The organism is Adhaeribacter terreus (genome assembly GCF_042657365.1).
GTDB classification, from domain to species: domain Bacteria; phylum Bacteroidota; class Bacteroidia; order Cytophagales; family Hymenobacteraceae; genus Adhaeribacter_A; species Adhaeribacter_A terreus.
In genome coordinates this window covers 175971-197767 of sequence record NZ_JBHSKT010000008.1, presented here as the reverse complement: position 1 = coordinate 197767, position 21797 = coordinate 175971, and the positions used below count along the sequence as shown (strand labels likewise).

Here is a 21797-nt window from a genome sequence, read left to right as displayed (position 1 = left end):
TCTCTTCCGTTTTTCTTTCTTTTGATGGGTACTCACCGAGGTTTTGAATAGTTGGTCGAATAACTTTCTTAACCAAAGTGGGTACTTTTTTTATCCCGCTAATTCACTTTTAAAACAGTTTCTAAGAGGAATCTCATAATCTAATATCCTTTGGAAAGTATCAATCCATAATTCACCTGTATTGTAATACGACTGAATTGAATAATAATGGTAAGGTATTCCATCAATAATTTCATCCTTCAATGTCCATTCCTCTTTCAGAAAATATTGATTCTGACCAGATAGCCTTTCATACATTTTAGAGGAAATAACATGACCAAGACTATCATACACTATTATGCCTTTATGATGACCTCTATTTGAATTAGAAAAATCAAAATCATATTCTTTTTTCCAATCACCTATTTCAACAAAATTATATTCACCGAGAATTTTAGTCGGAATTACTCTAACATCTCCATTGATTGCTAAACCTGGCCTTTCATCAATAAATTTAAAAAAAACTTCTTTACCTTGTCGAAGGCGAAATAAATCTTCTACTGTTAGCATAGATTTATACGTATCATATAAACCTCCATTTTTAACTTGTGCATTTAAATTTAATGAGCAGCTTAAAAATAAACTGAAAACTAAAACAGTAGACCTTCTCATGACACAATAGTTTAAATTAGTTAAATCACCCCATTAACCTGATTCCGCTTCAGAAACTTGCCATACCCTTTCTCCGCGAGCAATTCATTTTCCGCTATTACTTTTTTACCTCTAAGGAATACCGTTTTGGTTTTGCCGGTAACTTCCCAGCCTTCGTAGGCGGAGTAGTCGCAGTTCATGTGGTGGGTTTGGGCGGAGATGGTGTGTTTTTCGTTCGGATCGAAGAGCAGGATGTCGGCGTCGGAACCGATGGCGAGGCAGCCTTTTTGCGGGAACATGCCGAAGATCTTGGCGGCGTTGGTGCTCATCACTTCCACGAATTTGTTCAGGGAGATCCGGCCTTTGGTAACGCCTTCCGAGAACAGCAATTCTACGCGGTGTTCAATGCCTGGCGCGCCGTTCGGGATCTTCGAGAAATCGTGTTCGCCCATTTTCTTCTGCTCCCAGAAAAACGGACAATGGTCGGTGGCTACCACTTGCAGCAAACCGGCATTTATCCCGGCCCAAAGCGCAGCCTGGTCTTTTTTCTCGCGCAACGGCGGACTCATTACCCATTTGGCGCCTTCAAAATTCTTTTCGTACAAACTCGCGTCTAAAGTCAGGTATTGGATGCAGGTTTCGGCCATTACTTTCTGGTTGCGTTTGCCGGCGTCGCGCACGTGGTTCAGGGCGCCTTCGCAGGTTAAATGCACGATGTAAGCGGGAACGCCGGTGTAATTGGCCATGTCCGCGAAACGGTTGCTGGCTTCGGCTTCGGTAACTTCCGGCTGCGATAAATAATGATACAACGGTGCGGTATTGCCGGCTTTCAGGTTTTTGGCTACCAGGTAATCGATCATGTCGCCATTGGTAGCGTGGGTGGTAACCATGCCGCCCTGTTTTTTCACTTCTTCCATCAAGGCCACCATCATGCGGTCGTCTACCATTAACGCGCCTTTGTAAGCCATAAAGGTTTTGAAAGACGTAATTCCCTCCTCTATCATTTCCTTTATTTCCGGCTTCGTGGTTTCGTTGAAATCGGTAACGGCCATGTGGAAGGAATAATCACCGACTGCGTTGCCATTGGCGCGGCCGCTCCATTCTTCAAAGGCGTGGCGCAGTGATTTTCCCTGGGTTTGCAGGATAAAATCGATAACGGTGGTGGTGCCGCCGAACAAAGCGGCGCGGGTGCCGGTGGTATAATCATCCGAAGAAAAAGTACCCATGAACGGCATGCTTAAATGCACGTGCGGATCGATGCCGCCGGGGAAAACCATTAAGCCAGTTGCGTCAATCACTTCGTCGGCGGTTACATTCAGGTTTTTACCAATTTGAGAGATCGTTTCGCCTTCAATGAAAAGATCGGCGGTAAAATCGGAATCTGCGGTTACAATGCGGCCGTTTTTTATCAGGGTACTCATAGCGTTTTCAGAAGTTAAGGTATAAGGAATAAAGGTGCTGATTTTTTCAAGAATGGGCAAATAAAAAAAGCAACCCGTAAAACCGGGCTGCTTTGAGTTTTTAGGGTAAAAAAGAAGCGTTTTTTGGGAAAGTAATTTCAAACGCTCTTCCGGATTTATCGATCCGGAAGCCGCCTGTTTCTTGTCTACTCACCCGCGTTTATTGGTTTGCATGCTTTCAAACGCGGATTCATAAATCCGCTATAGGAAGTTTTTCGGATAAAAATATCCGAAAAAGCAGTAGGTACAGGAAGTTTTCGGATTTATAAATCAGAATAAGCAATGATTAAAATTACAAAATCTGCAACGCGTGAAATCCTCCCCCTACCCCTTCCGAAGGAGGACTTTTCTCGGAAACTTAATCCTGAAGTTTCAGAATTTCCTTCGTTGCTTCGTAGTTCTGCCAGTTGGCATCCGGATTGGCTTTGCGGAAAGAATCCGGGATTACTACGATGCGCACCACCATGCCGGTTGGTGCAATGGGCAAGGTATTATCTACATTGAAGCTGTAAACGGTAACGCCACCGCGGTAAAAATCGAAATTCGTAGTTACGTTGCCGTAGGTATCGGGTAGCGGGATCCAGACTGGGTTGGGGCCATTGGCTATGCGCTGGTAAACCATTACCAAACCGAAATCGGCAATATCGGCGGATATTTCTGGCACGTTTATATCGGCGGAATACCAGTTAAATTGATTGCTGTAGCGCCAGGTATTCAGGGTGATGTGTTCGGTGCTGATCACGTTGGCATTGCCGGGTGGGCCCGGAGGACCCATCGGGCCGGGCATATCATGTTCGTTTATGGTGCAGCTGGAAACGACGAATAGTAGCAAGCAGGCGTAGATTAGTTTTTTCATGGCTAAGTACATTATTTTTTTTAACAGATGATCTTTTAAGGGTAATAGTTGCCTGGGCAAAAAAAACTCCCCGGACCGGACAAAGTTAACGTTAATATGCTTGTGGCAAGATGCGTACCAATAAAAAAGCAGCCCTGAAAACTTCAGGGCTGCTTTACTTTTTAAGGCAAAAAAGCTACCGTTTTTTAAAACATAAACGTGAGGTGCGTTAATAAACGGTTGCCGGTTTCTACGTAGCCGTCAGATACTTTTTGGGAAACCGGTTTCTGACCGGTTACGCCCATAGAAAAATTCTTGAAATAGAATTCGGAACCTACGCTTACCATGTTTACATAGCCGCCGCTTTCAGTTAAAACATCACCGTAAGAAATATCTTTCGCGGTTAATTCTGTACTGAAACCAGCGTTCGGCATAATGGCCATTTCCTTTACTTTCAGTACCGAAAACAATACCGTTCCGGCGCCGAATTTATTGCCAAAGCGAAAATCGTTTTTATTCACTGTGTTGTACTTATAGGTAACGTTCGTGTTCAGACCAATTTTATCGTAACGTACGGTGTACATGGCGTTGGCTACAAAATCGAGACTGCCGGAACCGAGCTGCAAATTCGGATTCAGGGCAGCACCTTCTGCTTTCCGCTCGAAGTGGCCGGTTGGCAATTTCACTCCGCCGCCAATAAACAGATTGTGTTTTACTTTCTCGTAGAGGCTATCGGCATTGTTGAGCAGGTTGTAATTTACCAGCACCAGAGCATCGCCTAAACCATGTACCTGTGTATTCTTTTCGTCGCTTTTCTGGAAGTTGTAATTATAAGGCAACAGCGCTAAAACCTGCACGCGTTTTAGCGGGTAAAAACGGCCCCAGACCTCGGTACTCCGGAATGATTCCTCCGATTGTGAACCGTGTATAGGTGTGGTTTTATCAGATTTCTGCAGGTAACGGATGCCCACAAAATTTTTGGTTTGCTGCGGTAGAATTCCGAACTGGTAACTTCCCACCCCGCAACCACAGGCATCGCAGGCTTGTGCCTTTTGCGCGCCCATAAACAGCAGGCCACTTAAGCCCGCCAATATTATTTTCTTCAACATAGCTAATGCATTTTAAATTTTCAGACCGCTTTAAAAACGGTATCTTTTTCAGGTTAAAAAGTCCGAGACACTCGCCCCGACCTGTTTACCAGAAAATTATGGCATTGCGTGGAAGTCAACTTTTTTACTGATCGTGCCGCCATCATGATCGAGGGCAGCTACAATTTCAAGTTCCAGATTGGTGTGAGCCGTTACAACCGGCGCCGTCCAGGTTTCAGAAATGGTAATTAATTTGGCGTGATCGTGCACTTCTTTTTTTAACAATTCTGCGCCGGTATCTTTATTCCGGATGTATAAAGTATAGCCGTGAATATTCGCCAAACCGGTAATAGTAGCGTTAATTTTAAGGGTTTGGTTTGAACTTACCATCTGCATATTGGTTGGCGAAGTAATGGTGATGGTACCCACGTTGTGAACGCCGGCTGGCAAAGCATGAAGCGTAATTTTCTTGCTTAACGTTTTTCCGTCGTGGTCTAAGGTTGCTAAGATCTCCAGCTCCAGTTCTTTGTGTCTGGCAACGGTATCGAGCGTCCAGATCTGATTAATATCGAGCTTCGCGGCATGGTCGTGCACGCTTTTGGTAAACAATTCCGTATTATCTGATTTCTGACGCACAGAAATTTTGTAGCCGTGTATCTCTTTTTCGCCTACAATCGATCCGGTAATGGCAACCGACTGGCCGGCATTCACAATTCCGCCATCCTGCGGTGCGGTAATTGTAATTTCATTTTTTGCCGGAACAACCTCAACATCGTCGTCGTTATGACCGCAGGAAGAAACTGTAGCGGCAGAAAAAAGGAATAATAGCGAATATATAGCAGGTTTTAACTTGAAATTTTTCATCGTGGTAATTTTATAATGTTGTTTTAAAGGTAAATCTTAAGGAAGCTGCAAACACTTTTCCGGAATTAGAAAAGGCAGCATAAAGCAGGCCTGCATGCTGCATAAATCAGGAATGGTAAAGGCGCAAAAAGGCTAAGAAATTAAACCGTAAAACAGGGCGGATGAAAAATCCCGAAAACCGGAGGCGATACTTCCGAAGTAGAAAAGGTTGGAAAATCTGCGTTAAAAATGGTAGGGAAATGAAATAAAAAAGTGGGGGTTGCCTGGCAGAAATAGAGCACTTCCTGCAAATTCTTTACCGGCGTCGGATGGTTTTTATCGTGAGCATCGGCTTCTTTCAGCTCTTTGCTGAGCTGGCACTTTCCTTCGCACTTCAGCTTGGGTTTACTTTTATTTACGCAAAAGAATTCCGCAATGTAATTTTTGTTCACCTGATATTCGGCAACCAACACCAGCTTACTCAGCGGCTGCAGCAAAATAACAAGACTCAACAATATTACGGACAAAGCTCTCACGGCGCATTTATTTCTATGCAAAGATACTACGGAATCCGGATAAAAAAGACTCAAAGCCCTTTATTTTCAGGAAACTGATAACAATCAGGCCGGTTCATGCGCGCAGTCAGTTTTAGGGGCTAAAAGGATAGCGTTTTGGGAGGAAGAGAGAAATTATAAAGTAAAGTCAATAAAACCTGTCACCCTGAGCACAATTGAGCGCGGGAGCGCGAAGATTGCGAGCGTAGCTCTGAAGGACCTTGTTGGCTTTGAGTGGTATCGTTATTTTTTGGCTTTGACTTTTAGGGCTTTAAAGCATAGCGTTTTAACCCCACCTAAATCCTCCCCTAATTCAGGGGAGAACTTTTTCTTGCTTCGTTCTACTGGCAGCCAACAAGGTCCTTCAGAGCTACGCTCGCAATCTTCGCGCTCCCGCGCTCAATTGTGCTCAGGATGACAGGTTTGTAAAAGCGTTAACTTCTAAAATTAATTCAAGCCTTTACTTACAAGCAGTATCCGCAATTTTCAGGGCTTCGGAAATAATTGCCAGTCCTTCGTCAATTTGCGCTTCAGTAACGGTGAGCGGTGGTGCAATGAACACGAAATTCCAGCGCACCATGGTGTACATACCGAGTTCGTAAAGTTTGGCTTGTACCTGGTTCATAACGCTCATTTCCGAAGCGTTGGCATTCCAGGGCGCCATGGGTTCTTTCGTTTCGCGGTTCTTTACCAGTTCCAGGCAGCCTAATAAACCGGTATTCCGGAAATCGCCGATGCTTTGGTGTTTCTGCATGAGTTCGGCAACCTTGACTTCGATGTAGTTTCCCAATTCTGCGGCGCGTGCTACAAGGTTTTCTTTTTCGTAAACTTCCATAACGGCTACGCCGGCTGCGCAGGTAACCGGGTGCGCGGAATAGGTTAAACCGAGTGGCAAAGGCTTGTCGTCGAAGGCTTTGGCAATTTCATCGGAAACCATTAACCCGCCCAAGGGCAGGTAACCGGCAGTAGCACCTTTGGCGAAACAGAGCAGATCGGGTTCTACGTCGTGGTTTTGTACGCCGAACCATTTCCCGGTTCTTCCAAAGCCACTCATCACTTCGTCGGCGATGAATAAAATGCCGTGTTTTTCGCAGAGCTGTTTTACCTTTTTGAGGTAGCCTTTCGGGTATTTGATGCAGCCGGATGTTCCGCTTTCGCCTTCCATAATTACCGCCGCAATGTTGCCCGGACCTTCGTAGCCCACTACCCTTTCCAAGTGCTCAAGAGCGTGGTCGCGACACTTTTCTTCGGTTTCGGAATGCCACGGACAGCGGTAGAAATACGGGTTTTCCACGTGCACTACGTTCGGCATTTGCTGGGAATCTACCTGCAGTTTTCTGGGGTCTCCGCCGGCGGCTAGAGCACCGTTGGTGGAGCCGTGGTAACTTTGGTAAAGCGCTACAATTTTATGACGGCCGGTATGCAACCGTGCAAGTTTTATGGCATTTTCAATGGCATCGGCGCCGCCTAGCGTGAAGAAGGTTTTGGTCAGGTTTCCGGGCGCCACTTCGGCCAGTTTTTTCGCAAGTTCGCCGCGCACTTTGGTAACCATGCCGGGGTACACGTAACTCACTTCCTGCATCTGCTTGTAAACCGCTTCGGCAATTTCCGGCCGGCCGTGCCCAATGTTCATGTTCACCAGCTGCGACGAAAAATCGAGGTAGCGTTTGCCGTTCATGTCCCAGATGTACACGCCTTCGGCTTTGTCTATCACGAGCGGTTTTAAACCGGCTTGTTTCTGCCAGGAAAAGAGCGTGTGCTTCAGGTTATTGGCTACAATTTCTTCGCGTTCGAAAGTGAGGACTGGTTCCATCTATTAAAATTGTTAAATGGTTTAACTGTTAAATGGTTTGACTTTTTTTGGGGAAAACCATAGCGTTTTTTCGTAGAAAACTGCATTTTCAAACTGTTGGAAATTTTTGACCAAAGCTAAATCTACAGCTTTGCTAACCGGATAAATTCCAGGCCTTTTCTGGTGCGAACGGCTTTGCCGTCTTTTTCGATTTTCCATTTGGTTCCGTACGGAAAAGCTTCTGATTTTTCCTGCAGCAGGAGTTTATCATTCTTTAATTCCCAGATTCCGCGGGCTTCGATCTTGTTATTCGGGTTCGTAAAATCCTGGTAAGTAAAAGTATGGTCCGCGTTTATTTTCAGCTCATATTTCACCGGGTAGTTTTTTGAGATGCCGTAGGTTCCGATAAAATCTGGTTGGTCTTTTTCGCTGAAAGCAAATGCTGAGAACAGGAATGCGGAAAGGATGATGGCTTTTAGGAATTGCATAGTTTCTAAGGTTAATTGTTAGAATGCCTTGAGTTTTTCAGGTAAATACCCTAGTTTTTTCGTCATCTCGATCGCAGGGAGAGATCCCATGAGGAAGGTAGGAAGCCAGCTTAAAAGTTACTACCAATTTGAGGAGATCACTCCTCTTGTCGGGATGACGAAAAGAATCAACTCATCCAATTTATTCCCGCTTCCGGATTCCATTTCGTCGTCGTTTTCTTCAGTTGCGTCCAGAATTCGATGGAGCTTTTGCCGGTGATGTCGCAGGTGCCGAACTTGGATTCGTTCCAGCCGCCGAAGGAGAAGGGTTCGCGGGGAACGGGTACACCTACGTTTACCCCGATCATACCGGCGCTGGCATTTTCTATGACGTAACGCGCCAGTCCGCCGCTTTGCGTGAAGACCGAAGCCGCATTTCCGTAGTTCGATTGGTTTTCGATTTGCAGAGCTTCATCCAACGTTTTGGCGCGGATAATGGCTAGCACCGGACCAAACACTTCTTCCTGCGCAATGGCCATATCGGGCGTTACAAAATCGATGATGGTCGGGCCGACGTAGTAGCCGTTTTCTTTGCCTTTTACGGTTGCATTCCGGCCGTCCACGAGCACTTTTGCGCCCGACTTTTCGGCTTCGGAAATATAGCGTTCTATGCGCTCTTTGGCTTCTTTGGAAATAACCGAACCGAGGTTTTCGCCGGGAATTATTTTCTTTGCTTCGGCTACGATCTGCTCGATAATCGCATCTACCGGGCCCACGCCTACCATTGCCGAACCGGCCATGCAACGCTGCCCCGCACACCCCGACATGCTCGCGGCTACGCCGGCGGCGGTTAAGGCTACGTTCGCATCTGGGAGTACAATTAAGTGGTTTTTGGCGCCGCCCAAAGCTACGCATCGTTTTAAATTGGAGGTGGCGCGGCGGTACACAATTTTGGCAACTTTGGTAGAACCCACAAACGAAACCGCCTGAATATCCGGATGGTCGCAGATGGCTTCTACGAGTTCCTGGGCGCCGTTTACCACGTTAAAAACCCCGGCCGGCAAACCGGCTTCGGTCAGTAATTCAGCAATGCGGTTGGCAGAGATCGGCACTTTTTCGGAAGGTTTCAGGATCAGGCAATTGCCTAAAGCCAGGGCGTTCGGGATGGTCCAGTGCGGCACCATGTTCGGGAAGTTGAACGGGGTGATGCTGGCTACAACGCCCAACGGTTTTTTCTCTAAACGGCATTCCACCCCGGCGCTCACTTCCAGAATTTCGCCGGCTACGAGCTGCGGCAGCGAACAGGCAAACTCGGTCAGTTCAATTGCTTTTTCTACTTCGGCCCTGGCCTCGCCCATGGTTTTGCCGTTTTCGCGGTGCACCAGTTCGGTGAGTTCTTCCAGGTTTTGCTCCAGCAGGGTTTTGTAACGGTAAAAGATCTGCACCCGTTCTTTTATGGGCATCGCCGACCATTTCGGGAAAGCCGCCTGGGCCGCTTTTACCGCTTCATCGAGTTCTTTTTGCCCCGAAAGCGGTACCGTAGAAAGCATGCTGCCATCCAGCGGACTGATCACTTCTAACGTCTGTGCCTCAGAACTGGTGAAGTTTCCGGCAATGTAATTTCGCACTTCCGGGTAAAGCAATTGAGCGGTTTCCATGGGGTAGTTTTTTAGGTATGGAAGATAGCGTTTTTTAGTGGAATTTAATTATTTGGCTCAGAAGAATGAAGGGTTGTTTTAGTTAATGAACTTAATTATTACGTCATCCCGAGCTCTAGCCGAGGGAACTTATAAGGCCGCTTTTGTGAGTTTTTCGACTTAAAACCCTATCGTTTTTTTCGGTCATCCCGAGCTAGTCGAGGGAACTATCGCGTACCGCACCCAAAGGATAGGAATTTATCGCTCAGTCGTTCAAAATTCATTAGGAGTATGTATAAGTTTCCTCGACGTTGCTCGGAATGACCAGATAAATTGAATTTCGTAAACTTGATGATCAGTTTGATTTCAGTTGAAAGTTCTGTGAGTTTCCATATTCAACTTATCATAAAACCTCAACCCTACTCACCAATATCTTCATACCAGAGTTCCGGTTTCTCTTCGATAAAATTTTCCATCAGCTGCATGCATTCTTCGTTTTGCAGGTTCACAATTTCCACACCGTGCTGTTTCATAAATTCTTCGGCACCGGGGAAGGTTTTGTTTTCGCCTACGATTACTTTTTTAATGCCGAACTGTACCACCGCGCCGGCGCATAAATAGCAGGGCATTAAAGTGGAATACAGCGTGGTGCCTTTGTAATTGCCGATGCGGCCGGCGTTTTGCAAACAGTCGATCTCGGCGTGGGCCATGGGGTCATTGTGCTGCACGCGGCGGTTGTGGCCGCGGCCTACGATCTGGCCGTCGCGCACAATTACGGAGCCGATCGGGATGCCGCCTTCGTTACGTCCTTGCTTTGCTTCCGCGATGGCTGCTTGCATAAATTCGTCTGGTTGTTGGGTATTATTGTTGTCCATTTTTAGCTTTTGTTGAATTCTCAAGGTACGATTTTTCTGCACTTCCGGTGACTTTTTCGCCTCATTTTCCTATCGTTTTTCTCAACGTATTGAAAAGGCAAAATTTACCCGCATATTTCGTACCTTCGCCGGCAAATTGTTTTGATAGAATGAGCATAGAAAAACCATCGTTACCGAAGGGAATGCGCGATTTCGGGCCGAAAGTGCTGCAGAAACGCAATTACATTTTCTCGGTAATTAAAAATACCTTCGAGCGTTTCGGGTTTCAGCCATTGGAAACGCCCACCATGGAAAACCTGAGCGTGCTGACCGGAAAATACGGCGACGAAGGCGATCAGCTGATCTTTAAAGTACTGAATTCCGGCGACTTCCTGAACAAAGTCACCCTCAACGACCTTGAAGACGGCTATAAAAAAGTAACCCGCAAAGTGTCGGAAAAGGCGCTGCGTTATGACCTGACTGTGCCATTTGCGCGCTACGTAGTGATGAACCGCAACGAAATTACGTTTCCGTTCAAGCGTTACCAGATTCAGCCGGTTTGGCGCGCCGATCGTCCGCAGAAAGGCCGTTACCGCGAATTTTACCAGTGCGACGCCGATGTGGTGGGCACCGATTCGCTGCTGTGTGAAGCCGAAATTGTGCTGATGATCGATGAGGTTTTGACGACCTTAGGTTTGACCGATTTCACGATTAAAATAAACCACCGTGGCATTCTGGCCGGCATTGCCGAAGCCATCGGCGAAAAAGGCCGCGAAGGCGAAATTTGCGTGGCCATCGATAAGCTCGACAAAATTGGCCAGGAAGGCGTGGAAAAAGAACTGATCGAGCGCGGCATTGCCATGAAATCCATTGAAAGGCTGCGGCCGCTCATGAGTTTTTCGGGCGAAAACGATAGCGTTTTGGAGCAACTTGATCCGGAATTGGTAGACAGCGAAGAAGGCTTACGCGGCCTGACCGAATTACGCGAAGTATTCAGCTATCTGAAGCATTTCCAGATCAAAACCGCCAAAGTAGAGCTCGATACCACGCTGGCCCGCGGCCTCTCCTACTACACCGGCTGCATTTTTGAAGTAAAGGTGAATAACGTGCAGATGGGTAGCATTTCCGGCGGCGGCCGTTACGACAACCTGACGGGCATGTTTGGCTTACCGAACGTTTCTGGCGTTGGTTTTTCCTTCGGCGTAGACCGCATTTACGACGTGATGGAAGAACTGCAACTTTTCGACAAAACTGTAGCAAGCGGCACCAAAGTGTTGATCTCGAATTTCGATAAGGAATCTGAATTGTACTCATTGCCAATTCTCCAGAAATTCCGCGAAAACGGCATTGCCACTGAACTATACCCGGAAGCTGCCAAGCTCAAAAAACAAATGACCTACGCGGATAACAACAATATTCCTTATGTGCTTCTGATTGGCTCGCAAGAAATGGAAACCGGTTTGTTGAATCTGAAGAATATGCAGACCGGCACTCAGGAAAATTTCACTCTGGATCAGGTAATGAAAATTATTGCTGCGGATAATATTTAGGAGTTTGATGGAGAAAAGATTTAGGTTTTTAGCTTGAACTTAGTTGGCTACTTGATTCATTCTTCTCTGCCTTGAAATCAACCACCCCCAACCCCTCCTGTCCAGGCGGGGAGCTTTCGGGAAACGTGGAAAATTTAAATTAAAATAAATTACACCTGCGAAAAAGCTCCCCTCCTTTTCAAGGAGGGGTTTGGGGTGGTTATTTTACTACCTTCGATCAATAGCACATTAGCACATTAAAAAATTAGCACATTAACTAATGGTTCACCATATCTCTACTGCCGAACTCTCTTTAGAAGACATAAACGCTATCCTATCTGAGGGAAAAACTCTAGCGCTTAGCGAAGAAGCGAAGAAAAAAATTGTGGATTGCCACGAGTACCTTTATAAGAAGATCGAAAATTCGGATGCGCCGATTTACGGCATTAATACCGGGTTCGGATCGCTGTATAAAGTAAGTATTTCGCCGGAAAATCTGGGGCAATTACAGGTGAATCTGGTGATGAGCCATGCGTGCGGCGCCGGCGAAGAAGTACCGCAGGAAGTGGTGAAGATCATGTTGCTGCTGAAAATTCAAAGTTTAGCATATGGCCACAGCGCAGTGCAACTGGAAACGGTGGAGCGGCTGGTGCAGTTCTATAACCGTGGCATTTATCCGGTGGTGTATCAGCAGGGTTCGTTGGGTGCTTCCGGCGACTTAGCACCGCTGGCGCATTTGTGTTTGCCGCTGCTGGGTTTGGGCGAGGTGAACTACGAAGGTTACCGTTTGAAAGGTGAAGACATTCTGGATATGTTCAGCTGGAAACCGATCTCACTTAAAGCAAAAGAGGGTCTGGCATTGCTGAACGGTACCCAGTTTATGAGCGCGTACGGCGTTTGGTGCTGTTTGCAGGCGAATCATCTTTCGAACATGGCCGATGTGATCGGGGCGATCTCTTTGGAAGCTTTTTCCGGCCGGTTAGATCCGTTCAATCATTTAATTCACAAAGTGCGTCCTCATGCCGGGCAGTTGCAAACGGCGGAACGTTTCCGGGAATTACTGGAAGGCAGCGAGCTGATTGCAAGTCCGAAAAAGCATGTGCAGGACCCGTATTCCTTCCGTTGCATTCCGCAGGTGCATGGGGCCAGCAAAGATGCCATTCGTTATACGAACGACGTAATTACTACCGAGATCAATTCTGTAACCGATAACCCGAACGTTTTTCCGGAAGAAGACCTGATCGTTTCCGGAGGCAATTTCCATGGTCAACCTTTGGCGATTGCGTTGGATCTGCTTTGCATTGCGCTAGCGGAACTGGGAAATATTTCTGAAAGAAGAACTTATCAGTTAATTTCCGGTTTGCGCGATCTGCCGGAGTTCCTGGTTTCGGAAAGCGGTTTGAATTCCGGTTTTATGATCCCACAATATACCGCTGCCAGCATTGTAAGCCAGAACAAACAGCTTTGCACGCCGGCTTCGGTAGATTCTATTGTTTCCAGCAACGGCCAGGAAGATCACGTAAGCATGGGTTCTAATGGAGCTACCAAAGCTTATAGAGTGGTGAAAAACCTGGAAAGCATTTTAGCCATCGAGTTGTTCAACGCATCGCAGGCCATCGAATTCCGGAAACCTCTGAAAACGTCGGAGAAATTAAATTCTGTGCTGGAAGCATACCGCCAGAAAGTTTCGTTCGTTACCAAAGACCGGGTGCTGCATTATGACATCAAAAACTCGGTAAACTTCATTCATAACTTTAAGCTTTCGTTTTAATTTATGCTGAACCGGTTACTTTTTGCGCTGATTTTAATACCGTTTTTAAATCTAAATTCTAATGCACAAGGGTGCCCGGAAAAATTTAAAGCGTATTACAATGGCCAGGAAGTAACCGTTTTCTGCGTAAATGAGCCAATCCAATTCATTAACTGCGGAGGGCAAACCGGAGCAGAATTTTATGATCTGGATGATAAAACAATGCCTCCTCAATTCATAGGAAACCCTCCCCAAGTTCCATTTTCCTTTTCAACTCCGGGCACTTATACCGTTACCCAGCTAATAAACGATCCGAGTAACCCTGGGGGAACTCAAAATCCACGAACTTTTGTAGTAAAAGCCACACCACCGCCAACTTTCACGGCTACGCAATGCGGCAACGATTCGGTAAAAATTACGGTAACCGATGCAACTTACGATAATTACACACTGACCATTGGCAGCAATGCTCCCATCCCGGTTACTTCTGGGCAAACGATCAACGTGCCGGGTCAGAGCAGCGCTTATACCGTAACCCTGAACGGAACGTATAACGGCGGATTTTGCGGCGGTTCTGCCTCACAGAATCTGACACCGGCGACTACTCCCACCGCAGCCATTATTTCGAAAGCAGATATAATTGGGAACGGTGCTTCCGGCGAAATTTCGTTTACCGTAAATGGCTTGCAGAACGGCTATACGTATAGTTTGGAGCAGCAAAACGGTAGCGTTTTCACACAAAAAAGTCAGTTAAAACCGGCTAACGGTGCAACGCAAACTTTTACTTTAAGCGGCTTCAACAATACCGTTTCCAATTGCTTTCGGATCAGAGTTTTCGATAATTGCGGGCGTAGCCAGAATGTAGCTTCGCCGGTAATTTGCACGGAAGTTTTACAGGCTACGGCTCAGAATAAAAAGAACGTAATTTCCTGGCCGGCTTATGCAGGAAATACGCCAAATGGAGGCAGTTTTAGTTACACGCTTTTCCGTAGTGAAGGCGGCAATCCGCGCATCAACCTTACGCCTGCCGGCACACAGCAAAACACTTTTGAAGATACGGATATTACCTGCGGTTTGAATTACTGCTACGAACTGGAAGTATCGGAAAATGGCACGGCATTTTCGAGTTCGAATGAAGTTTGCGTAACGGCTATTTCCACGGACATTCCGGCTGCGGCTAAACTATTAACTAGCTTCACGCCTGATAACATTTTAACCGGAAACATCAGCATTCCAGCTACTACGAATTTGAAAAATCAGCAGGTTTTCCGGAGCAGCAACGGCGGCGGTTTTTCATTCATTTTGAATAGCGTTTCTCCTGACTTTCAGGACCCGAACAAAAATTTCCGGGAACAAAAACCCTGCTACAAGATCATTTATACTGATAATTGCGACAATGCTTCGACGGAAAGCAATGTAAGTTGTCCGGTGGTTTTAACCAGCCTGCAGGATAAACTTTCCCGCAGTCTGAAGCTCGATTGGAACGCGTACGAAGGCTTTGAAGGAACTTCCGTAGAATATACTCTGGAGACGCTGGATGCAAATTTCAACGTTACAGCCAGCCAGCCGGTAAGTGGTATTTTTAACTTCGCAGTTCCTAAACTTTCCGATACCGAACAGGTGCTCCGCTACCGCATAAAAGCGCAAAGCAACCTCGGCGAAGTGAGTTATTCGAACACCGAAACGATTGTGCAGGAAGTGAAAATTTTCGTTCCTACTGCTTTCTCACCAAACGGCGATGGCCTGAACGATGTGTTTGAAGTGAAAGGGCGTTTTCAGAATAATTTTAGTTTGGTAATTTTGAACCGCTGGGGCCAGATCATTTTCGAAAGCAACGATCCAAAAAAAGGCTGGGATGGTAAAATGAACGGCAAAGAAGCACCCATTGGCGTTTATGCCTATCGCCTGACCGCCATTGACGAAACCGGCAAGAAATACGAAAAAACAGGCACTTTAACCTTAGTGAAATAAGATCTCTCGATTGTTCGAAGTTCGATTATTCGACAATTGAATTATCTGAAAACAAAGAAAAAAATCGAAAAAACGAAAAATCGAATATCGAAAAATCTAAAAATCTAAAAATCTAAAATATGTTTGATATGATGGGCATGATGGGGAAGATGAAAGAGCTCCAGGCCAAAATGAAAGAAGCGCAGGATAACCTGAAAAACATTACCGTAGAAGCCGAAGCGGGTGCAGGTATGGTAAAGGCGAAAGCGAACGGACAGCGCAAACTGCTAAGCATTGAAATTGACCCGACTTTACTGAAAGCTGATAACGCGGAAATGATCTCTGATCTGGTGGTTGCTGCTGTAAATAAAGCCATGGATGAAGCCGGCGAAAAAGGTCAGGAAGAGCTGAAAAAACAAACCAGCGGCATGATGCCTAATATTCCGGGTTTAGATCTGAGTAACTTTGGTCTATAAAGCCGAACACCCGGTTGCCATTGTAATTCTGAACTGGAACGGCCGGAAATACCTGGAACAATTTTTACCCTCGGTGCTGCAAAACAGTCCGAATTGCGACGTAATTGTGGCCGATAATGCTTCTACGGATGATTCAGTGGCTTTTGTGCGCACCAATTTCCAGGCGGTAAAAATCATTCAGAATTCCGGAAATCTGGGTTTCTGCGAAGGCTACAATCAGGCGCTGAAACAGATCGAAGCCAAATATTATGTACTGCTGAATTCCGATGTGCAGGTTACTCCGGGTTGGGTTGCTCCTATTGTAAAACTTCTGGAAAATGACCCGCAGATCTCCGCCGTGCAGCCGAAGATCAAAGCGTTTCACGAGCCGTATTCGCTGGAGTATGCGGGTGCCGGCGGCGGCTTTATCGATCATTTTGGATACCCTTTTTGTCGCGGGCGGTTGTTCGATACTTTAGAAACCGACAAAGGCCAGTACAACGATATTGCTGAAATTTTCTGGGCTACGGGTGCGTGTATGTTCGTGCGGGCAGAATTGTTCCATAAACTCGGTGGGCTGGAGCCGGCTTTCTTTGCACACATGGAAGAAATTGACCTGTGCTGGCGTTTGCAAAATGCGGGCTATAAAATTATGTACTGTGGCCAGAGCGAAGTTTTTCACGTGGGCGGCGGCACCTTACATAAATCAAATCCGCGTAAAACTTTTCTGAATTTCCGGAACGGTCTGGCTTTGCTTTATAAAAACCTGCCGGCAAACGTCTTCTTTTCTACACTGTTTATCCGGGTGCTGCTCGATTGGGTTTCGGCGGTAAAATTCCTGCTTTCAGGACAAACCGGTGATGCTGAAGCTATTATTAAAGCGCACGTGGAAGTTTTCAATAAACGGAAATACTGGAAACAACGCAGGAGATTGCAACCAATAAAAAAAGAGTTTCACGCTTTAAAAGGTGTTTACAACGGCAGCATTGTATGGGAATATTTTGTACGTGGCCGGAAGACTTTTACTAAATTGTTTAATGGCTAAATGGTTGATCGTTTTTTTAATCAGATCATAAAAAAAGTTCCGTTAAATTAAACGGAGCTTTTTTTATTTAAATATCTTGATGAATTTAATAATGATAATGACTTTTTCAGCTTAAATCATACCGTTTTTGGTACAATAATTTAACAATTAAGCCATTAAAAAATTTAATTAAAAATCCCAGACCGTGCTGCGTTCGCGGCGCATGCTTTTGCGCAGGTTCAGCCAGAAAGCCAGAATAAGGTAAACAATTACCGGCGAACCGAAAGTGAGGAAAGACAAATAAATGAAAGATAAACGCACGCTTCCGGTGGCAAAACCTAATTTTTCGCCCAATGCCGTACAAACGCCAAAAGCCTGAGATTCAATAAAAAACTGGAGCCGTTTCATGCTTTAACTAAAATAAACACTAAGTTAACGAAAAAAAACACGTTTGTCAACCAACCAAATATAAAAAAAAAGGTATGTAGGCTGAAAGAAATTTGTTCGTCTTAGTACGATATTTGCTTCTCCCTAACTATGCAAACCTCCGTTATGCGCAATGCGCACTCTTTATCACTCGCAATTGCCTCTATTATACTCACAACCAGCCTTGGCGGTTGCAGCGTTTCCAGCGTGTTAAAAAAAGGTCAGGCCGAACAAAAAATTACGGTAGTACCCCAAGTGCTGGAAGTAAACGGCGAAAATGTGCTCTTCGAGGTGAAAGCCCAGGTACCGAGAGAACTCATTCAGAAAAAACCGGTTTACAGCATCGATCTGGTTTACAATTACGGCCCTAAGCTGGTAGAACCGATCGGAAAAATGCGTTTCTCTACCGGCGAATTTGTTTACGAAAACGACAAACCAACCATTACCCGCCAGTATTCCTTTAAATATACGCCCGAAAAATCGCGCGGCCGTTTACTTGCTACGCCCGTTGCAGCCAAAGAAAACAAGGCCGGAAAACGCGGCAAAACCACTGAAATTGCCAGCGGCGTAATTACCACTTCCAAACTTGTAGTTAGGAACAACACCGTTTCGCTGGCGCCCGATGATTATCGCAAAGGAGTTTCGGAGCCCCAAACCCTAACGTTTTACTTCGATGAAGGTGAAGCGAAACTGCGCGATTACCTGGGCACGAACATGGAGGTTCTGAAAGAACTGATCGAAAGCAATTATAAAACCACGCTGGTAGAAATTACCGCCGGTCATTCGCCCGAAGATGCTGACAGCAAAGAATTCCGGTTGCCGCTAAGGCGGGCGCAAACGCTGGAAAAATATTACAAGCATGAACTCGATGTAAAATCGTACACCAATTCCAGCAAAACGGTAAAATTCCGGGTTATGCCGGTTGTCCGCAACTGGGATCGTTTCCTGAAACAGGTACAGCTTTCGGCTCTTTCTCCTGACCAGATCAATGAGATCCTGACCATTGTGAACAGCAGCGTTTCTTTTAAAGAAAAAGAACGGCAGCTTGCCAAACTCGATTCTTATGAATACCTGCAACTTTACGTGTACCCCACTTTGCGTTATGCCGATGTAAGGGTTACTTATGAAATTCCGCAGAAGAAAGATTCAGAAATTTACCTGCTTTCTAAAAAGATCGTGGAAAACCGAATCGATACAGATAAACTGACCGAAGAAGAACTGCGTTATTCGGCTACTTTAACCCCTCTCCTTTCCGAAAAACTCAAAATTTACCAGGCAGCCGCCGAAAACACCATGAAATGGCAGGCTTTCAATAATCTGGGTGTTACCTACATTCAGTTGGCGCAACAAGCTTTAAAACCAGAAATTCGCGAAAAACTACTGAAAGAAGCTATTGTAAATTTAACCTATGCCAGCCACCGCAACCCCACAGCTCAACTCTTTTATAACCTTGGTTCGGCGCATCATATCCAGGGAAATAATTTAGAGGCCTTGCGGAGTTATGATTATGCCATAAAACTTGGCGGTCGCGTAGAAATGCTGCAACAGATCTTCGCCGATAAAGCAGCTTTGGAAATTGAGATCGGGCAGTTAGACGATGCCACTACCAGCCTGGCTTATTCCGCGCCGGGTTACCAAACCCTGATGAACAAGGCGCTGCTTTATACCCTGAAAGGCAATTATGAAGATTCGAAAACCTTTTACGAAGAAGCCTTAGAATTGAAACCGAACGACGCACTGGCGCATTATTGCCTGGCCGTGATCGCGGCGCGTACCAACCAGGAAAACGACCTAGCCACGCATTTACGAAAGGCCACCCAGCTGGAAAAAAACCTCACGGCCAAAGCTATCGACGATCCGGAATTCAGAGCTTATGTGAAAACTCCGGTCTTCCGCGAAGCTGTAAAATAAGGTTGCAGACTTTTTAAGGCTATTTCCCTACCGTTTTTGTGTTTTCAGCAACGGAAACCTGCGGATAATTCGTTTCTAAAATTGGTTTTTGCGAGAGTTATCGTAATTTTACCTTTCGATAGAAAACAAGATTTAGAAATGCGTACGATACAATTTCGTGAAGCCCTTCGGGAAGCTATGAGTGAAGAAATGCGCCGCGACCCGCGTGTGTTTTTAATGGGCGAAGAAGTGGCTGAATATAATGGCGCTTATAAAGTTAGCCAGGGCATGCTGGACGAATTCGGTGCCAAACGTGTGATCGATACTCCAATTGCCGAACTTGGTTTTGCCGGTATTGGCGTGGGTGCCGCTGCAAACGGCCTGAAACCGATCATCGAATTCATGACCTTCAACTTCTCGCTGGTAGCAATTGACCAGGTGATCAACTCGGCTGCCAAAATGATGTCGATGTCGGGCGGTCAGTATTCCTGCCCTATCGTTTTCCGTGGTCCGACCGGTAACGCTGGTATGTTATCTTCGCAGCACTCGCAGAACTTTGAGAACTGGTACGCAAACTGCCCGGGTCTTAAAGTAGTAGTGCCTTCTAACCCTTACGATGCCAAAGGCTTGTTAAAAGCTTCTATCCGCGACGAAGATCCAGTTATTTTCATGGAATCGGAGCTGATGTACGGTGATAAAGGCGAAGTTCCGGAAGAAGAATATATCATTCCGATCGGCGTGGCTGATGTAAAACGCGAAGGTGAAGATGTTACGATCGTTTCTTTCGGCAAAATGATGAAAGTTGCTTTAGCTGCTGCCGAAGAACTGCAAAAAGAAAATATTTCGGTAGAAGTAATTGACCTGCGTACTGTTCGCCCGATCGATTTTGAAACCATTTTGAAATCGGTGAAGAAAACCAACCGCCTGGTAGTGGTAGAAGAAGCGTGGCCGCTGGCCTCCATTTCTTCCGAAATTGCATACAATGTTCAAAGAAATGCTTTTGATTATCTGGATGCTCCGGTAGTGCGCGTAACCTGCATGGATGTGCCTTTACCGTATGCTCCAACCCTTATTGAGGCTTCTTTGCCGAACGTGGCGCGTACTGTTAAGGCTATTAAAGAAGTAATGTACCAGAAAGCGTAAATAATTTATTTACAATATTTTAAAAACGACAGCCTGAAAACGGGTTGTCGTTTTTTTATGTTTAATTTTTGACGGAGCAGTTTTAGACAAAAGGTTAGTGCTTCTCACTTTTTAAAAATTACAACCTACCCTCCTTTTTTGCCAATTCACCACTTTTACAACCCAGGAGTCAAAATATTTTTTAAAATTCGCTTTTCCCTTAGACTTTTTTCAGGGTATACGTATAACCACACATCACCCGGCAAACTTGGAAAATTTATACTCAGGTTTTGTACAATAATATTTCTATCTGATCAGTTATTTAGTAAGTATGTTTTCATTACCGCTCTCCAAAATGCAGATCCTCACCCAAATCCAACAAAATAGTTACATAGTTGCTTTAAACGGCAGTCTGAATGCAGAAACCACTGCCACCGTACAGGAAGTTTTGCTCGATGCCCTGGAATTTAATCCGAAAGAAGTAATGGTAGATTGTGAAGCGCTGGAAGAAGTTTCTCCGAAAAGTCTGAAATCGTTTATTTCTACCGTGCGCAAACTTCAACGAAATAAAATTGATTTTGTACTCATTAGCGTAAATGAACAACTTCACCATCTGTTTTCCTGCGCCGGCGTGAGTACTTTTACTAATAACATATCATCTACCAGCCTGATCGCCGATAACGGCCAGTGCGACATCTATTTCCGAAAACTGTAAGGCAACATTCTTTCTTATCAGGCAGTTTTTCTGCTTAAAACCCTACCATTTTTATACAAGGGTGAGCTTTGCCAGGTATTCGCCGTTTTCGCCTTCAAATAAACCTTCAGTTTTAAAACCGGCTTCAGCTGCATAATCGGTAAGTAGCTGAAAATCTACGAACAGCCAGGGAAAAGTTTCTCCTTTGGAATTCTGAAAAGCCATCTGGTATTCTACTTCGCCGTAGTAACCGCCGTTCAGGTCCAGCACTACGGAGCCATCTTCCTCTTCGAACATATATAGTATATCCGACGATTCGAGCAAAATTTGCCCGTTCGGGTTCAGTATGGATTTTAAGTGCGCAAAAAATACCGACAGGTTTACCAGTTTGCCAGCCAGCCCTACTCCATTCATTAAAAGGAGGATCGTATCGTATTTTTCCGCGGGTTGAAATTTCCAGAAATCGGCTTGTATTACGTTTTTAAGTCCGCGCTTCTGCATAACTTCAGCCGCCTTTGGCGAAATATCGAGGGCGGTAACATCAAAACTATTTTGCTGCAGCCAAAGCGCATGACTGCCGGCTCCCGCACCCAGGTCTAAAACTTTGCCGGTGCATTCCTGTAACGCTATTTGCTCCAGTTCGGGCATTTCCTCAAATTCCCGGAAAAGGTAGGCAACCGGAATTACGTCGTCTTCAGCAATATTGGAAATTACGGTAATTGTAGCCTCCGTTTTTCCGTTCAGGAAAGCTTCGAGGGCTTCGCCCACCGGGTCAGAAAATGGTATCATTTGGCGCG

The 21797-nt window shown here is 45.6% G+C and carries 20 protein-coding genes; 8 read left to right on the top strand and 12 right to left on the bottom strand.

The features are described from left to right. Positions 1–90 precede the first annotated feature (90 nt). The 10 genes from ACFPIB_RS14200 to ACFPIB_RS14155 all read right to left on the bottom strand — a co-directional run bounded on the left by ACFPIB_RS14200 (position 91) and on the right by ACFPIB_RS14155 (position 10181). The gene (locus ACFPIB_RS14200) at positions 91–651 is read right to left on the bottom strand and encodes a hypothetical protein (RefSeq protein WP_378018123.1); all 561 of its coding nucleotides are present in this window, start codon (positions 649–651) and stop codon (positions 91–93) included. A gap of 20 nt (positions 652–671) precedes the next feature. Then, on the bottom strand, positions 672–2051 hold the full coding sequence (gene hydA / locus ACFPIB_RS14195) for a dihydropyrimidinase (protein ID WP_378018122.1): 1380 nt from the start codon (positions 2049–2051) through the stop codon (positions 672–674). A 397-nt stretch (positions 2052–2448) separates the two neighbouring features. Next, the gene (locus tag ACFPIB_RS14190; RefSeq protein WP_378018121.1) at positions 2449–2946 is read right to left on the bottom strand and encodes a hypothetical protein; all 498 of its coding nucleotides are present in this window, start codon (positions 2944–2946) and stop codon (positions 2449–2451) included. Positions 2947–3131: 185 nt separating this feature from the next. Next, complete coding sequence (locus tag ACFPIB_RS14185; RefSeq protein WP_378018120.1) at positions 3132–4034, bottom strand: hypothetical protein; 903 nt, start codon at positions 4032–4034, stop codon at positions 3132–3134. A 96-nt stretch (positions 4035–4130) separates the two neighbouring features. Beyond that, the gene (locus ACFPIB_RS14180) at positions 4131–4877 is read right to left on the bottom strand and encodes a hypothetical protein (protein WP_378018119.1); all 747 of its coding nucleotides are present in this window, start codon (positions 4875–4877) and stop codon (positions 4131–4133) included. 140 nt (positions 4878–5017) lie between these two features. After that, positions 5018–5392, bottom strand: coding sequence for a hypothetical protein (locus ACFPIB_RS14175; protein ID WP_378018118.1), 375 nt, complete (start codon positions 5390–5392; stop codon positions 5018–5020). Between the two features lie 478 nt (positions 5393–5870). After that, positions 5871–7223 carry an aminotransferase class III-fold pyridoxal phosphate-dependent enzyme gene (locus ACFPIB_RS14170; protein WP_378018117.1) on the bottom strand — a complete coding sequence of 451 codons (1353 nt, stop codon included), beginning with the start codon at positions 7221–7223 and terminating at the stop codon, positions 5871–5873. A 122-nt stretch (positions 7224–7345) separates the two neighbouring features. Beyond that, entirely contained in the window at positions 7346–7690 is a 345-nt protein-coding gene (locus tag ACFPIB_RS14165; protein ID WP_378018116.1) for a hypothetical protein, read from the bottom strand. A 167-nt stretch (positions 7691–7857) separates the two neighbouring features. After that, positions 7858–9327 (bottom strand): CoA-acylating methylmalonate-semialdehyde dehydrogenase, encoded by a 1470-nt coding sequence (locus ACFPIB_RS14160; RefSeq protein ID WP_378018115.1) that lies wholly within the window; start codon positions 9325–9327, stop codon positions 7858–7860. Positions 9328–9725: 398 nt separating this feature from the next. Then, on the bottom strand, positions 9726–10181 hold the full coding sequence (locus ACFPIB_RS14155) for a nucleoside deaminase (protein ID WP_378018114.1): 456 nt from the start codon (positions 10179–10181) through the stop codon (positions 9726–9728). Positions 10182–10330: 149 nt separating this feature from the next. Here ACFPIB_RS14155 and hisS point away from each other — a divergent pair, with 149 nt between their 5' ends. The 5 genes from hisS to ACFPIB_RS14130 all read left to right on the top strand — a co-directional run bounded on the left by hisS (position 10331) and on the right by ACFPIB_RS14130 (position 16889). Continuing rightward, the gene (gene hisS, locus ACFPIB_RS14150; RefSeq protein ID WP_378018113.1) at positions 10331–11710 is read left to right on the top strand and encodes a histidine--tRNA ligase; all 1380 of its coding nucleotides are present in this window, start codon (positions 10331–10333) and stop codon (positions 11708–11710) included. A gap of 259 nt (positions 11711–11969) precedes the next feature. Continuing rightward, positions 11970–13460: a histidine ammonia-lyase gene (gene hutH, locus ACFPIB_RS14145; protein WP_378018112.1), complete on the top strand. Its 1491-nt coding sequence runs from the start codon at positions 11970–11972 to the stop codon at positions 13458–13460. 3 nt (positions 13461–13463) lie between these two features. Further along, a complete protein-coding gene (locus tag ACFPIB_RS14140) occupies positions 13464–15410 on the top strand; it encodes a T9SS type B sorting domain-containing protein (protein WP_378018111.1) in 1947 nt (648 codons plus the stop codon). A 119-nt stretch (positions 15411–15529) separates the two neighbouring features. Continuing rightward, positions 15530–15865, top strand: coding sequence for a YbaB/EbfC family nucleoid-associated protein (locus ACFPIB_RS14135; RefSeq protein WP_378018110.1), 336 nt, complete (start codon positions 15530–15532; stop codon positions 15863–15865). Next, positions 15855–16889, top strand: a complete 1035-nt coding sequence (locus ACFPIB_RS14130; RefSeq protein ID WP_378018109.1) for a glycosyltransferase family 2 protein — start codon at positions 15855–15857, stop codon at positions 16887–16889. Before ACFPIB_RS14135 ends, ACFPIB_RS14130 begins: the two co-directional genes overlap by 11 nt. Positions 16890–17057: 168 nt before the next feature. On the opposite strand, the gene ACFPIB_RS14125 is transcribed toward ACFPIB_RS14130, so the two are convergent. Then, complete coding sequence (locus ACFPIB_RS14125) at positions 17058–17276, bottom strand: PspC domain-containing protein (protein WP_200506517.1); 219 nt, start codon at positions 17274–17276, stop codon at positions 17058–17060. A 129-nt stretch (positions 17277–17405) separates the two neighbouring features. On the opposite strand from ACFPIB_RS14125, the gene ACFPIB_RS14120 reads away from it, so the two are divergent. From ACFPIB_RS14120 to ACFPIB_RS14110, 3 genes are all read left to right on the top strand, one after another. Beyond that, positions 17406–19205, top strand: coding sequence for a tetratricopeptide repeat protein (locus tag ACFPIB_RS14120; RefSeq protein WP_378018108.1), 1800 nt, complete (start codon positions 17406–17408; stop codon positions 19203–19205). Between the two features lie 105 nt (positions 19206–19310). Next, positions 19311–20327 (top strand): pyruvate dehydrogenase complex E1 component subunit beta, encoded by a 1017-nt coding sequence (locus tag ACFPIB_RS14115; protein WP_378018125.1) that lies wholly within the window; start codon positions 19311–19313, stop codon positions 20325–20327. Positions 20328–20661: 334 nt separating this feature from the next. Then, a complete protein-coding gene (locus tag ACFPIB_RS14110) occupies positions 20662–21021 on the top strand; it encodes an STAS domain-containing protein (RefSeq protein ID WP_378018107.1) in 360 nt (119 codons plus the stop codon). Positions 21022–21072: 51 nt separating this feature from the next. Here the strand turns inward: ACFPIB_RS14110 and ACFPIB_RS14105 are convergent, their stop codons facing one another. Then, a complete protein-coding gene (locus ACFPIB_RS14105; RefSeq protein WP_378018106.1) occupies positions 21073–21789 on the bottom strand; it encodes a class I SAM-dependent methyltransferase in 717 nt (238 codons plus the stop codon). Between the last annotated feature and the right edge of the window lie 8 nt (positions 21790–21797).

Excerpts from the sequence above, each read along its gene's own strand:
- ACFPIB_RS14140 (WP_378018111.1), top strand. The coding sequence starts at position 13,464 with ATGCTGAACCGGTTACTTTTTGCGCTGATTTTAATACCGTTTTTAAAT.
- ACFPIB_RS14180 (WP_378018119.1), bottom strand. The coding sequence starts at position 4,877 with ATGAAAAATTTCAAGTTAAAACCTGCTATATATTCGCTATTATTCCTT.
- ACFPIB_RS14165 (WP_378018116.1), bottom strand. The coding sequence starts at position 7,690 with ATGCAATTCCTAAAAGCCATCATCCTTTCCGCATTCCTGTTCTCAGCA.
- ACFPIB_RS14190 (WP_378018121.1), bottom strand. The coding sequence starts at position 2,946 with ATGAAAAAACTAATCTACGCCTGCTTGCTACTATTCGTCGTTTCCAGC.
- ACFPIB_RS14155 (WP_378018114.1), bottom strand. The coding sequence starts at position 10,181 with ATGGACAACAATAATACCCAACAACCAGACGAATTTATGCAAGCAGCC.
- ACFPIB_RS14105 (WP_378018106.1), bottom strand. The coding sequence starts at position 21,789 with ATGATACCATTTTCTGACCCGGTGGGCGAAGCCCTCGAAGCTTTCCTG.
- ACFPIB_RS14185 (WP_378018120.1), bottom strand. The coding sequence starts at position 4,034 with ATGTTGAAGAAAATAATATTGGCGGGCTTAAGTGGCCTGCTGTTTATG.
- ACFPIB_RS14170 (WP_378018117.1), bottom strand. The coding sequence starts at position 7,223 with ATGGAACCAGTCCTCACTTTCGAACGCGAAGAAATTGTAGCCAATAAC.
- ACFPIB_RS14110 (WP_378018107.1), top strand. The coding sequence starts at position 20,662 with ATGCAGATCCTCACCCAAATCCAACAAAATAGTTACATAGTTGCTTTA.
- hisS (WP_378018113.1), top strand. The coding sequence starts at position 10,331 with ATGAGCATAGAAAAACCATCGTTACCGAAGGGAATGCGCGATTTCGGG.
- ACFPIB_RS14120 (WP_378018108.1), top strand. The coding sequence starts at position 17,406 with ATGCAAACCTCCGTTATGCGCAATGCGCACTCTTTATCACTCGCAATT.
- ACFPIB_RS14125 (WP_200506517.1), bottom strand. The coding sequence starts at position 17,276 with ATGAAACGGCTCCAGTTTTTTATTGAATCTCAGGCTTTTGGCGTTTGT.
- hydA (WP_378018122.1), bottom strand. The coding sequence starts at position 2,051 with ATGAGTACCCTGATAAAAAACGGCCGCATTGTAACCGCAGATTCCGAT.
- ACFPIB_RS14135 (WP_378018110.1), top strand. The coding sequence starts at position 15,530 with ATGTTTGATATGATGGGCATGATGGGGAAGATGAAAGAGCTCCAGGCC.
- hutH (WP_378018112.1), top strand. The coding sequence starts at position 11,970 with ATGGTTCACCATATCTCTACTGCCGAACTCTCTTTAGAAGACATAAAC.
- ACFPIB_RS14200 (WP_378018123.1), bottom strand. The coding sequence starts at position 651 with ATGAGAAGGTCTACTGTTTTAGTTTTCAGTTTATTTTTAAGCTGCTCA.
- ACFPIB_RS14160 (WP_378018115.1), bottom strand. The coding sequence starts at position 9,327 with ATGGAAACCGCTCAATTGCTTTACCCGGAAGTGCGAAATTACATTGCC.